The organism is uncultured Brachyspira sp. (assembly GCF_944390595.1).
Classification (GTDB): Bacteria; Spirochaetota; Brachyspiria; order Brachyspirales; family Brachyspiraceae; genus Brachyspira.
The window spans coordinates 22053-34492 of the sequence record NZ_CALXRN010000239.1 but is presented as its reverse complement, the minus strand read 5'-3'; the positions used below and the strand labels follow the sequence as shown (position 1 = coordinate 34492).

The 12440-nt window shown below is 27.0% G+C and carries 15 protein-coding genes; 6 read left to right on the top strand and 9 right to left on the bottom strand.

Going from position 1 to position 12440, the window contains the following annotated elements; genetic code table 11:
- Positions 1-145: 145 nt before the first annotated feature.
- Complete coding sequence (locus tag Q0J90_RS14445; protein ID WP_297278575.1) at positions 146-715, top strand: hypothetical protein; 570 nt, start codon at positions 146-148, stop codon at positions 713-715.
- 105 nt (positions 716-820) lie between these two features.
- Here Q0J90_RS14445 and Q0J90_RS14440 read toward each other — a convergent pair whose 3' ends face one another.
- The 5 genes from Q0J90_RS14440 to mgtE form a co-directional block, all read right to left on the bottom strand.
- On the bottom strand, positions 821-1288 hold the full coding sequence (locus tag Q0J90_RS14440) for a hypothetical protein (RefSeq protein ID WP_297278574.1): 468 nt from the start codon (positions 1286-1288) through the stop codon (positions 821-823).
- 114 nt (positions 1289-1402) lie between these two features.
- Complete coding sequence (locus Q0J90_RS14435; protein ID WP_297278573.1) at positions 1403-1882, bottom strand: periplasmic heavy metal sensor; 480 nt, start codon at positions 1880-1882, stop codon at positions 1403-1405.
- 35 nt (positions 1883-1917) lie between these two features.
- Positions 1918-2127: a hypothetical protein gene (locus tag Q0J90_RS14430; protein WP_297278572.1), complete on the bottom strand. Its 210-nt coding sequence runs from the start codon at positions 2125-2127 to the stop codon at positions 1918-1920.
- Between the two features lie 133 nt (positions 2128-2260).
- Positions 2261-3118, bottom strand: a complete 858-nt coding sequence (locus Q0J90_RS14425) for a DUF4349 domain-containing protein (protein WP_297278571.1) — start codon at positions 3116-3118, stop codon at positions 2261-2263.
- An 18-nt stretch (positions 3119-3136) separates the two neighbouring features.
- Complete coding sequence (gene mgtE, locus Q0J90_RS14420) at positions 3137-4501, bottom strand: magnesium transporter (RefSeq protein WP_297278570.1); 1365 nt, start codon at positions 4499-4501, stop codon at positions 3137-3139.
- A gap of 128 nt (positions 4502-4629) precedes the next feature.
- Between mgtE and pfkA the strand changes: the two genes are divergently transcribed.
- From pfkA to Q0J90_RS14405, 3 genes are all read left to right on the top strand, one after another.
- On the top strand, positions 4630-5610 hold the full coding sequence (gene pfkA, locus Q0J90_RS14415; protein WP_028330005.1) for a 6-phosphofructokinase: 981 nt from the start codon (positions 4630-4632) through the stop codon (positions 5608-5610).
- A gap of 26 nt (positions 5611-5636) precedes the next feature.
- The gene (locus Q0J90_RS14410; protein ID WP_297278569.1) at positions 5637-6386 is read left to right on the top strand and encodes a WecB/TagA/CpsF family glycosyltransferase; all 750 of its coding nucleotides are present in this window, start codon (positions 5637-5639) and stop codon (positions 6384-6386) included.
- Between the two features lie 126 nt (positions 6387-6512).
- Positions 6513-7154, top strand: a complete 642-nt coding sequence (locus Q0J90_RS14405; protein ID WP_297278568.1) for a class I SAM-dependent methyltransferase — start codon at positions 6513-6515, stop codon at positions 7152-7154.
- Between the two features lie 5 nt (positions 7155-7159).
- Here the strand turns inward: Q0J90_RS14405 and Q0J90_RS14400 are convergent, their stop codons facing one another.
- The 4 genes from Q0J90_RS14400 to Q0J90_RS14385 all read right to left on the bottom strand — a co-directional run bounded on the left by Q0J90_RS14400 (position 7160) and on the right by Q0J90_RS14385 (position 10658).
- Positions 7160-8200: a tetratricopeptide repeat protein gene (locus Q0J90_RS14400; protein ID WP_297278567.1), complete on the bottom strand. Its 1041-nt coding sequence runs from the start codon at positions 8198-8200 to the stop codon at positions 7160-7162.
- 21 nt (positions 8201-8221) lie between these two features.
- Positions 8222-9211 carry a hypothetical protein gene (locus Q0J90_RS14395; RefSeq protein WP_297278566.1) on the bottom strand — a complete coding sequence of 330 codons (990 nt, stop codon included), beginning with the start codon at positions 9209-9211 and terminating at the stop codon, positions 8222-8224.
- A 97-nt stretch (positions 9212-9308) separates the two neighbouring features.
- Complete coding sequence (locus Q0J90_RS14390; RefSeq protein WP_297278565.1) at positions 9309-10166, bottom strand: DUF368 domain-containing protein; 858 nt, start codon at positions 10164-10166, stop codon at positions 9309-9311.
- A gap of 108 nt (positions 10167-10274) precedes the next feature.
- Positions 10275-10658: a RidA family protein gene (locus Q0J90_RS14385; protein WP_297278564.1), complete on the bottom strand. Its 384-nt coding sequence runs from the start codon at positions 10656-10658 to the stop codon at positions 10275-10277.
- Between the two features lie 178 nt (positions 10659-10836).
- Between Q0J90_RS14385 and aroE the strand changes: the two genes are divergently transcribed.
- The gene (gene aroE / locus Q0J90_RS14380; RefSeq protein WP_297278563.1) at positions 10837-11688 is read left to right on the top strand and encodes a shikimate dehydrogenase; all 852 of its coding nucleotides are present in this window, start codon (positions 10837-10839) and stop codon (positions 11686-11688) included.
- Positions 11689-11718: 30 nt separating this feature from the next.
- Entirely contained in the window at positions 11719-12438 is a 720-nt protein-coding gene (gene aroD, locus Q0J90_RS14375; protein ID WP_297278562.1) for a type I 3-dehydroquinate dehydratase, read from the top strand.
- Positions 12439-12440: the final 2 nt, after the last annotated feature.

Genomic DNA, 12440 nt, shown 5'->3' with positions numbered 1-12440 from the left:
ACTTAAAAGAAGAAAGCAGTTTATCTATAAATAGAAAAAATCCTAATGAACCTATTGTTTTTTATATGTTGGGATTAAAAGATCCTGTTACTGTTCTAGCTATGATAACATATTATTTTGAAAAAAGTACTGGGGTTGTTTGATTATGAAAGATATTAATAAATTATTTTCAAACAGTAAATTTTCTGTTAAAGTTTATATTAATAATATTAGGTATTTTGCCATAATGATGATAGGGCTTGTTATTACAATACTTTTAATAAGCGTATTATTTACAGAAGCTGATAAAGACATGAGAGCTGCAATTATATTTGTAATATTTTTCTTTATGTTCGGTGTTATTATATTATCTATCATTTTAATTAAAAGTGTAATTTTTAAAAGAGCCAGCTTCATACTTGATGATAAAGGAATATATTATAATAACCTATTGGTAAAAAATTACATATATGTACTTTGGAAAGAAATAAAAGATATGGATGTAATAGGAGGATATCTTTTTATATATCTTAAAGACCCTCAAAGCTATTATTTAAAAAAATTCAAAGGAAGAGTAATATCAGAAAATCCGCTTTATATACATCTTGGGGACTTAGATATAAGCAATAAATTTTTAAATAGTATGTTTGATTTCTTTTATGATAATTATTCAGATGATGAGGATGACACCAACGAAGATGACGATTACAAAAAATTTTACAGAGATTACTATTGAAAAACATATTACTGCTAATAAAAAGTATTAGCTTTAATTATATGCAACAATAATAATTTCTTATTATTGCTAGCTATAAACTCGCTTAAAAAGTTGATAACATAATTATTTAAAATGTCTGTTCAAATCAAGCTCTCTTAAAGTTCTTATCATTTGCATTTCCATTTGTATTCTAAAATTATCATTTACCGCACTATTTATAACATTATTATTTGGATTTCTTTGATATATTTGAGACTTTATTCTTGAGTTATTAACTCTCATCTGATTTTCAAGCATTCTATATCTTGGAGAATATCTGCCGTCTATAGCTCTTAATTTTTCTCTTTCCATATAACTCATATATCCGCTTCCAAAATAATGAAATCTTCCATTTCTATAATATGTTTTAGTGTATCCTGGATTTGCAAATCTTGGTGTTGTAAGATCATTTTTATACGGATAAACAGGTATTGCAGATCTTCTGTTTGCAGGTACAAAAGGCTTAACATTACCTACTCCTGGTTTAGGAGCATAATAATACTGAGAAAATGCTGTAATTGAAAGTATTAAAAATAATGATAATATTTTCATAATATAATATCCTCCTAATTATTACTATTATATATATTAAAACAGTACAAATAATATAAAATAAAATACCCGCATAACATTTTCATATCATGCGGGAAGAATTTTGAGCGATTTTTATTTATTTTTATAAACTTTGTCTGTCTCTATAAAGCATTGAGTTCTTAATTTATCCAAATCAGCTCTAGCTTTAGTTCTAGCATCTATTGCTGTATTAATAACAGTTTGATCTGGATTTTCTTTATACATTTCAGCATTAATTATTTGTGACTGATTGTATATTTCTCTTCTTAATTCATCCATTTGAGGGAAATATTTATCTCTTATAGCCTGAATTTGAGATATTTGTTCTTGAGTAAGCGCATTATTGTAGTATCCGTAACCTCTTCCATATCCATAACCGCATCCGCCTCTCATTCCATGTCCTCTTCCGTAACCATAATCACATCCGTATCCTCTTCCATATCCATGATGAGCTCCTCTGCCGTATCCGTCACCATAACCTCTGCCGTATTGAGCAAATAAAGATATTGAAGCCAAAGCCATAATTGCTATTGAAATAAAAATAACTGTTTTTTTACTGATTATGTTTTTCATATTGTTTTCTCCTTTTTAACTTTTATATATTTTTATTATTTTATTAGCATATTGTTATAACAGCCGGTATAATTATTATATCTATTTTCATTGTTGTATCTGTACCCCATATTGTATCCTCTCCCATTTCCGCAGTATCCGGCACCGCCTCTTCTGCCATAACCTCTGCCGTATTGAGCAAATAAAGATACAGAAGCCAATACCATAATTGCTATTGAAACAAAAATTATTATACCTTTTCTCATAATGTTTTCTCCTTTTTTAATTGTTTTTATTTTTGTTTTATTATGCTCTATTAGACGCATACCAATTAAAAAAGTTCCCAAAAAATTATAAAAAAATTATTTTTTTATTATACTATAGATAAGTATATGAAAATTACTTTATTTTTCTGTATAATTTCTTTATTAGTCCAATTTTTCCAAAACATATATAATAGAATAAAGCTAATATCAAAACAACTGGTATAGCAACTGCTACAAAGCCAACCAAAAAGAATAATATGCCAGAGAAAAATTCTTTTAAAAATGATATTAAATTTAAATATTTGTTATATATATTTGTATTGCTCTTGATAGCTTCTTGATTTGAAATATTTAAAGTTACTCTTGAATAATCTATAGATGATGTTAATGTTTCTAAATTACCTTTCATAGTTTCTATTTCATAAGTTAAAGTATTAATTCTATCTTCAACTTTTAATATCTCATCAATACTTTTAGCTTCTCTTAAATATGCTCTTAATTTCTCTAAAAGTACTTCCCTATTTTTTATTCTATTCTCTGTATCATAATATGTATCTGTAACATCCTGAGTATTAATATTTTTATTTTCAATATTTTCTGTTTCTTCTAAAAAATTTATAAAATTATACAAATTATCTTTTGGCACTCTTATAGTAAGATAGTATCTATTTTTAGAAGATTCAACAGTGTCAAAATAACCATTATATTCTTTAATTTTATTTTCAACAGATTTATAACTTTTTTCTACATCGCGTGAATTTATTCTTACATCAACAGTTATTATTAATTTTCTTTCCATATTAGCAGCATTATCAACATTAACAGCATCACTTACAGCAGCTTCTTCAAATTTAGGAGCTGGAGATGGAGCCGGAGCTGGTACGGAAGAAGTACTTTGTACAGAAAAATTCACATCAGAAGAACTGCCGCTTTTTCCACCGCATGAAATTATAAATAAACTAATAATAAAAAAATATACAATTTTTTTCATTTTAACCCCCAAATTATTTTAAACAGTGAATTTAGTTAATATAGTAGTTGCTAACAATAAATATATAGCAGTACCGCTAATATCACATATAGAAGTTACCAAAGGCACACTGCTTGTTGTAGGATCTTTTTTCAATTTTACAAATAAAAAAGGAAGACATAAACCAATTAAACTGCCTATAACTACAACTAATATCATAGATAATGATACAACTAAAGCTATCATTAATCCGCCTCTAAAAACTGCAATTAAAGAGACAGCAATACTCATAGTAAGTCCAAGTATGCTTGAAACGGCTATCTCCTTTCCAAGCATAAAAAGCCAGTCGCTTTTTTTAACATCGCCAACAGATAAACTTCTTATTATTAAAGTAGATGACTGTGCTCCGGCATTGCCTGCACTATCTATAAGAAGAGGAAGAAAAAATATTAAAGAAACATATTGACTTATAGTCTCCTCAAATAATCCTATAACATATCCTGATATTATGTTAACAAATACCAATATAAAAAGCCAAGATATTCTTCTTTTATACAGAATTAAAGGATTAGCTTGTTTTATATTGCTGTCAAAATCATCATCTATACTAATAGCTCCCAATTTATGAAAGTCCTCTGTATCCTCTTCTTCAGCTATATCAAATATATCATCTATTGTAACAATACCTATCAAAGCATTTTTAGAATCAACTACAGGTATATAAAGCAAATCATATTTTCTTCCTACCCTAACTGCTTCTTCTTGGTCAGAATATACAGACAAATATATTATATCTGTATGCATAAGATCTTCTATTTTTTCTTCAGGTTTAGCAAATAATAAATCTTTTAATAAAATATATCCTAATAAAGTCTCATTTCTATCTACAACATAAATAACTTCAAAAGTCTCAGAATCTTTACCGTATTTTCTAATATATTCTAAAGTTTGTTTTACGGTATAATCCGGAAGAACATCAATATATTCAGGAGTCATTATACGTCCTATACTGTCTTCAGGATATCCTAATAATTGCCTTGTTATATTTAAATCTTTTTCTCCCATAAGAGAAAAAATCTTTTTTGTTATTTCAGCAGGAAGCTCCTCAAAAAGAGAAGTTCTGTCATCCGGACTCATCTCATGTATAAGGTCTTTAATTTCATTATCATTTATTGAAGCAATAATCTTTTCTTGCTCTTCTGTTTCTAACTCAGAAAAAACATAAGCCGACATTTCCCTAGATAAAAGCCTAAAAACAATACTTCTATTTTTATCATTATCTAATATGCGTATTATATCCACAACTTCAGCAGCATGCATACTTGCCAGCAGATATTTAAGTTTATCCCATCTTTGATTCTCTATAATATTAATAATTTCTGTATATTCTTTACTTTCTATCATAATTTTTTATGTTTATAGTATATCAATTCTTTCATTATTATTATATAATATGTGCATTATATAATTTAATAAAAAAAAATCAAACAAGGTATTTTTATATTATTAAAATGTAAAGGAGTTATTTTAATATGGCTGATATCAAAAAAATTGGTGTATTAACAAGCGGCGGAGATGCTTCTGGAATGAATCCTACTATAAGAAGCGTTGTAAGAACTGCTATAGCTAATGGATTGGAAGTAATGGGAATTAGAGAAGGTTATCAAGGACTTATGTATAATGATTTATATCAAATGACGCCGGGAAGTGTTGGAGGCATTATAAACCATGGAGGAACTATATTATTTTCTGCAAGATCTCCAGAATTTCAAACAGAAGAAGGAATGAAAAAAGCAGCAGATAATATGAAATATCATGGAATAGACGCCTTGATAGTTATTGGAGGAGACGGTACTTATAAAGGAGCCTTAGATTTTACTAATCATCATCCTGAATATCCTGTTGTTGCAATACCTGGTACTATTGACAATGATATATTCGGAACAGATTATACTATAGGATATGATACTGCTGTTAATGTTGCTATGGATGCTATAGATAAATTGAGAGATACTGCTACTAGTCATGGAAGATGTTTTGTTGTTGAGGTTATGGGAAGACATGCTGGATATATTGCTTTGGAAGTTGGTATTGCATCTGGAGCTGAGGATATATTGATACCGGAAACACCTACTGATATGGATAGAATCGTAGAAGAATTACAGCTTGCTAAAAAAAGAGGTAAAAAATCTTCCATTATTGTAGTTGCTGAGGGAGATGAATCAGGCGGTGCTATGGAAACAGCTAAACAGATAGAGGGAAAAACAGGTTTTGATACTAGAGTAACAATATTAGGACACATGCAAAGAGGCGGATCTCCTACTTCAAGAGAACGTTTAATGGCTGCAAGATTCGGATATATTGCTGTAAAAGCGTTATTAGAAGGCAAAAAAAATGTTGCTGTAGGAGTTTGGAAAGGAGAATATACTTATACTCCTTTGGCAGATGCTGTTAAAAAAGTTCCTAAGATAGATCCTATAGATTTAGCTTTATGCAGAACTCTTGCTATATAATAAATTTATGATTGAGGCTATAGATTATGATAGATAATAAATCCATTTTAGGTGTTAGAGTAGATAATTTTCATGTGAGTTTTGAAGAAATTTTAGAATATCTTAAATATGGTAAAAATGTACTTATAACTACTTTGGATGTTCATCAATTACTTAAAGTGCGTTCTAATAAAAAACTAAAAGAAATTATAAAAAATGCTTCATTAGTAATTGCTGCTCATCCATCTATAGCCAAAGCATATAAATTTATTCATAAAGAAGAATTAACATATATAAAAGATTTTATTTTATTTTCTAAAGTAATGGATTACATAGAACAAAAAAAGATGTCTATGTTTTTATTTGGAGATGAAGAAAAATATTTCTTTACTATTTCAGAAAAAATAAAAAAAATATATCCAGGAATTTATATGCTTGGAAATTTCCAAAACACTAAAGATAAAAATGAATTAGAAAAAGCTTTTATAGGATTCAAAAAAATAGAACCTGATGTTTTTTTAATACATATGAATTTAAAAAAGTCTTTATACTGGTTTAATAATAATAAAGATAGTTTGGAAATGAAATTCTGCATACCAATAAAAAGACCATTAGATAGTTTTGCAGGTAAAATAAAACCTCCAAGTATGGATGTATTAAATTCTAACAAAGAAGAAAAATTCTATCTTAAAAAAAATATATTCAGAATATTTTTATATATAAATTACATACGTTTTTGGACATTAGTTCTATTTGAAAAAATAACTACAAAAAAACCTAAGAATAATAAAAATTGATATTATAAAATGGAATACTCAAAAATTAACTCCGAAACTATAGATAAATGGGTAGAAATGGGATGACAATGGGGAATTCCAATCACACATGAAGTATTTGCAGATGCTAAAAACGGCAAATGGGACATGCTTTTAACACCTACAAAAACAGTGCCAAAAGAATGGTTTCCAAATTTAAAAAATAAAAAAGTTTTAGGGCTTGCTTCCGGCGGAGGACAGCAAATGCCTATTTTCGCTGCACTCGGCTCAATATGCACATTGATGGATTATTCTCAAAAACAAATTGACAGCGATTTATTAGTTGCAAAAAGAGAAAACTATAAAATTGAAACTGTAAAAGCTGATATGACAAAAACATTTCCTTTTGAAAATGAAACTTTTGATTTAATATTTCATCCAGTATCAAACTGCTATATAGAAGATGTTATGCATGTATGGAGAGAATGCTTCAGAGTACTTAAAAAAGGCGGAATACTTATGTCTGGTTTAGATAATGGTATAAATTTTTTATTTGAAGAAAATTCAGAAAATGAAAAAGAAATAAAATATAAACTTCCATTTAATCCTTTAAAAGATAATAATTTATTAAACAATGCAATTAAAAATAATGACGGCATACAATTTTCACATACTATAGAAGAACAAATCAGAGGTCAGTTAAAAGCAGGTTTCAAACTTGAAGATATTTACGAAGATACCAATGGATACGGCATACTGCATGAATATAATATTCCTACTTTTTGGGCTACTCTATCTGTAAAACCATAACTTATCTAATTAATTGTAAGCAGAGTTTCCTGCAGAGCCTGCATATATTCTCTCGCCCTTGATGCATTAGGATTAGCCGGATATTCTGAAATAAATGCATCTAAAGCTTTATAAGAATCAGAATATCTTCCAACCTTAAAGTATGATAAACCAATATAAAGCAAGGCTTCAGCATCTAATGTATATACATTGTTTAATCTAACTCTATTATAATACTCCAAAGCCTTATTATAATTTTTTTCATTATAATATGATTGGGCTATTCTAAATAATGCATCCTCTTCATTTTCTGTTCTAGGAAATAATTCCGAAATTTTAATATAATACATTCTAGCTTTAGTATAATTTGTATTAATAAAATATCTATGTGCCATTGCAGGAACTTGTATTAAATATGTTCTTACAACCTCATCATAATATATGCTTGATTTATTATATTTAAGAAAATCCTCATAAGTTTCAAAAGCTCTGTCATATTCATTCATATTGAAATATACTCTTGCCCTTCCTAATACGGCTAATTCTCCATCTGCTCTTAAAAAATAACTTAATGCTTCTCCATATTTTTTTTGCAAAAATAACTGATATCCATACTGAGTATTGATTTTTGAACTTAAAACTTTATCTGCAACATTCAAGTTTTGCTGCAGCTTAGATATTATATACGAATCCGGATTATTTTCTAATCTTGATATGTCAGCATAAGCAAGTATTGCATTAGTAGAATAATATACAAAATTAGGATTATTTATTATATCGCTTAAACGCTCTTTAGCTAAAGCATACTTCTTCAATTTTTTTAATGAATCAGCAACCATAAAATATGATTCAGCTATATTATTAACAGGTCTTGATTTACTATCTATAGATAAATACTCATTCAAATTATTAATAGCATCTTGATAATTTTCTATTTCATAGCTTCTTTTGCCTTTTTGAAAATATCTTTCCGGAGAGGATAAAGCAGAAACTTTTGTAATAAAAACGCCTCCTAAAATTGCCACTATGGTTATGACAGATGCTAAAACTGCTGCATAAGTTTTCATAAAATACTTCTCCAACTCCAATTACAAATCAGTTAAAACCTGATTTATCCAAAAATTAACCTCTTGTGCATTATACGTTTTTATACGGTTAAATACATCCAATGCATTTTTTTTCCTGCCTAAATTCTTATAGCATTTTCCAAGCATCAAATTAATATTATAATACAATGTTCTATCTATATTTCTTCTTGATACAGGCTCCAAAATTGATACAGCAGATAAATAGTTGCCTGCTTTAAATTGTATCACAGCCCTGTCATATTCACTTTTATATCTGCTATACTCATTAGGCGATGCTGTACCTTTAATCGAAGCATTGCCGTTATAAGTATTTGTTAAATTATATATATTTGTAGTAGTAATAATATTTGTATAAACTACTGTATTTGTAGCTAATTTTGTATTAGTAATAGTATAATAATTAGTTATATTATTTGTTGTTGTAATATTATTTGTAGTCGTTATAATATTTGTAGTTGTGATAATATTTGTGGATGTTATAATATCATATTTAGGTTCATATGAATTTTTATTTGTTACTACATTGTCAGCAGAATCTTTTTCTTTTATTCCGCCATTAAATATTATTGATAATGTATCAACATTTGCTTTAGCATTATAAAAACTTAAATTATCTATATATGAAACTACAGCGTAATAATATATAGATGATAATACTGGTCTATCAACTATAGCATATTTCCTAGAAGTATTTGTAGCTTTAACATAATCAACAACTTTAGAATCTACTAAAGAATATTTACCAACTATAGGGCTTTCACTTCTATATACATAATAAATTAAATTACTGTTGCTTATTCCATCCCATTCTATTAAAATTTCACTGTCGTTAGTTTTAGATAATGTAATGCTATTTACAAATCTTTCAGCATTAGGCAAATCATTTGAAGTTTGTGTATATAAAATATTTATAGATAAATAAAAAATTATTATACTTACAAAGGCAAATAATATGTATATGCTTTTTTTATTTTTTATTAATTTGTTCATTACAATTATCCTATATATGCTATTTCAATTCTCGGAAATGAAATATATAAAATTTAATTAAGCAATTTCGGATATGTAATGACTAAAAAATCATATTTTATATTTTTTCCATTGCTATAGCTACTAAAAAACCCAAACACATGGAAATAACAGTAGAAGCAAGCATTGGTATACTTAAAGATGTTATATTAGGCCACAAACTTAAAAACGATACTATTATAATTCCGAGTACAAAACCAAACAATATTGATTTATATTTTTGAAGTAAAATAGTCACTAACTTTGATATTGTAAATATTCCTATAATAACACCAAAACCCAAAAATATTAAAGGTATTAAAAGCTGAAGATTAAATGTATCAAAAAATGATGATATAAAATAGGATATATTTTCATATTCACCCAATATTAATAAAAGAAGAGAACCAGAAATACCAGGTATTACCATAGCAACAGCAGCTGCAATCCCGCATAAAAACAATTTAATGCCGTAAAGTACTGAAAAATTACCAGAATAAGTAGTTGCCCCAACCGGCTTGTTTACATCAAAATATACAAATATAGCCATTATAAAAGCACCTAGTAAAAATGCAGCAAAAACTTTAATATTAAATTCTTCTACTGTTTTTGTTATAAAAGGAAAAGAGCCTAATATTAATCCTACAAAAAATATTCTTGTAGGAATAGGATAATGTATAAATGTATAATTAATTAGTTTTAAAAATAATACTATAGAAACTGCTGCCCCTAAAGCAATTGGTATTAAAACTTTTAAACTATCTTTTATTTCTTTCCACTGAAGTTTAATCAATGCTGTAGGTAAAATAGATATGGAATATGTCAATTTTTCATATATGCCAAGTACAAAAGCAATAGTTCCTCCAGATACCCCAGGTATAGCATTTGCCACGCCTATAGCCATTCCTTTAATGATATAAGATATATATTCTCTCATGTAACCCTCTTTAATATTATATTATGAAAAAATGAAAATATTTGATAAATAAAAAACCATGAATAATTATAAATTAAACATGGTTTTATATATTTTTATGAATAATAATTATTCAACTACTGCTATAACTTCTACTTCTACTAAAGCATCTTTAGGAAGAGCTTTTACTGCTACAGTGCTTCTAGCAGGAGGATTTTCTGTAAAATAAGTTGCATATACTTCATTAAAAGCTGCAAAATTAGACATATCAGTCAAAAAACAAGTTGTTTTAATAATATTAGCCATAGTTAAATTTTCTGATTCTAATAACCCTTTAATATTTTCCATTACTCTAGTAGTTTGTTTCTTTATATCATTTTCTTCAATATTGCCGCTTATAGGATCTAAAGGTACTTGTCCAGAAGCAAATATAAAATTTCCGCTTTTTACTGCCTGTGAATATGGACCTATTGCTTGTGGAGCTTTGTGGGTTTTAATGATTTTTTTATCCATGTATTAAGTTCTCCTTTATATATAAAAAAATTTCTCACAATTTATTATGTTAATTATAATAACTTTTTAATAAAATATCAAGTAATTATCAATTATTTTTATAATAGTATTTGACAATAGTACAAATTATATTATTATATAAGATAATACTAATGAAAATAATAGGGTTAATAATAATATGAAAATAGACGCAAAAACTATATTAACAGGATTATTTGCTTCACCTTCTAAACACAGTATATCTCCTATAATGCATAATGAGGCTTTTGCAAAACTAAATTTAAATTATGCATATTTAGCTTTTGAAGTAGACAAAAATAATTTGGAAGATGCTGTAAAATCTATAAAAACATTAAATATGAGAGGGGTTAATTTGTCTATGCCCAATAAAAAAGAAGTAATAAAATATTTAGATAAAGTATCAGATGCAGCATATATGACTCAAAGTGTTAATACAATAGTTAATGATAACGGAATTCTTACAGGATATAGCACAGACGGAGAAGGATTCATAAGATCATTAGAATCAGAAAATGTATATATAAAAGATAAATGTATTACAATATTAGGTACCGGAGGAGCTTCTATTGCCATAATATCTCAAGCAGCTTTATATGGTGTAAGAGAAATATCAGTATTTAAAAGAGATACTAATTGGCAGGAGCAAAAAAATATAATAGACAACATTGCATGTAAAACCAACTGCAGTATAAATCTCTACTTTTTAGAAGATAGAAACAGATTAAAAAAAGAAATAGATAAAAGCTATGTTTTAATAAATGCAACAAGTGTAGGTATGAAAGATGATGTTTCTCTTATAGAAGATAAAACTTTTTTTAGGAGTGATTTAGTAGTAAGCGATTGTATATATAATCCTGCAAAAACCAAATTATTAAAAATAGCTGAAAAAGAAGGATGTAAAATAATAAACGGAATGGGTATGTTATTATATCAGGGAGCATTAGCTTTTGAGCTTTGGACTAAAGAAAAAATGCCTGTAGAATATATAAAAAATATTATATTTAAATAAATATTAAATACACTTAAGAAAGGATAAAATATGAGAGTAGGAAAAGGTTCTCCAAAAATATGCATACCTGTAGTTGAAAAAAATGAAAAGGATATAATCAAATATATAAAAGAAATAAATAAACTTCCAGTTGATATTATAGAATGGAGGGCTGATTTTTATATAGATAATATTGATAAATATGACAGTATAGTACAAATTTCAAAAGATATGAAAAAAGTTACTAATAAGCCAATATTATTTACATTAAGATCGTCAAAAGAAGGCGGAAATATAGATATAAAATATAGTGTATATAAAAATATAATAGATATATATTATTTTATTATAGAAAATAAATGTTTTGATTTAATAGATTTAGAACTATTAACAATAAAAGAATATGATATAAAAAAAATAATAAAATTGGCTAATGATAAAAATATAAAAACAATAATATCAAATCATGATTTTAATAAAACACCATCCAAAAAAGAAATAGTTTCAAGAATAAATAAAATGATAAAATTAAAATGCGACATTGCAAAAGTTGCATATATGCCTAAAAATAAAAAAGATGTAATTACTTTATTAGATGCTTCAAGCGAAATAAAAGATTTTCCTATAATTGCAATATCTATGGGTGAACTTGGAATTATAAGCAGAATATTTGGTTCTGTTATTACATTTGCATCTGCTAAGCGTTCATCTGCACCTGGACAATTGGAAGCAATGAAATTAAAATATATACTTGATACAATTTATAACTAAAA

What these genes read in the sequence shown, in the direction of transcription:
- Q0J90_RS14435 (WP_297278573.1), bottom strand. Translation starts at nt 1,882, where the DNA reads ATGAAAAACATAATCAGTAAAAAAACAGTTATTTTTATTTCAATAGCA.
- Q0J90_RS14400 (WP_297278567.1), bottom strand. Translation starts at nt 8,200, where the DNA reads ATGAAAACTTATGCAGCAGTTTTAGCATCTGTCATAACCATAGTGGCA.
- aroE (WP_297278563.1), top strand. Translation starts at nt 10,837, where the DNA reads ATGAAAATAGACGCAAAAACTATATTAACAGGATTATTTGCTTCACCT.
- Q0J90_RS14445 (WP_297278575.1), top strand. Translation starts at nt 146, where the DNA reads ATGAAAGATATTAATAAATTATTTTCAAACAGTAAATTTTCTGTTAAA.
- Q0J90_RS14430 (WP_297278572.1), bottom strand. Translation starts at nt 2,127, where the DNA reads ATGAGAAAAGGTATAATAATTTTTGTTTCAATAGCAATTATGGTATTG.
- mgtE (WP_297278570.1), bottom strand. Translation starts at nt 4,501, where the DNA reads ATGATAGAAAGTAAAGAATATACAGAAATTATTAATATTATAGAGAAT.
- pfkA (WP_028330005.1), top strand. Translation starts at nt 4,630, where the DNA reads ATGGCTGATATCAAAAAAATTGGTGTATTAACAAGCGGCGGAGATGCT.
- aroD (WP_297278562.1), top strand. Translation starts at nt 11,719, where the DNA reads ATGAGAGTAGGAAAAGGTTCTCCAAAAATATGCATACCTGTAGTTGAA.
- Q0J90_RS14390 (WP_297278565.1), bottom strand. Translation starts at nt 10,166, where the DNA reads ATGAGAGAATATATATCTTATATCATTAAAGGAATGGCTATAGGCGTG.
- Q0J90_RS14440 (WP_297278574.1), bottom strand. Translation starts at nt 1,288, where the DNA reads ATGAAAATATTATCATTATTTTTAATACTTTCAATTACAGCATTTTCT.
- Q0J90_RS14385 (WP_297278564.1), bottom strand. Translation starts at nt 10,658, where the DNA reads ATGGATAAAAAAATCATTAAAACCCACAAAGCTCCACAAGCAATAGGT.
- Q0J90_RS14395 (WP_297278566.1), bottom strand. Translation starts at nt 9,211, where the DNA reads ATGAACAAATTAATAAAAAATAAAAAAAGCATATACATATTATTTGCC.
- Q0J90_RS14405 (WP_297278568.1), top strand. Translation starts at nt 6,513, where the DNA reads ATGCTTTTAACACCTACAAAAACAGTGCCAAAAGAATGGTTTCCAAAT.
- Q0J90_RS14410 (WP_297278569.1), top strand. Translation starts at nt 5,637, where the DNA reads ATGATAGATAATAAATCCATTTTAGGTGTTAGAGTAGATAATTTTCAT.
- Q0J90_RS14425 (WP_297278571.1), bottom strand. Translation starts at nt 3,118, where the DNA reads ATGAAAAAAATTGTATATTTTTTTATTATTAGTTTATTTATAATTTCA.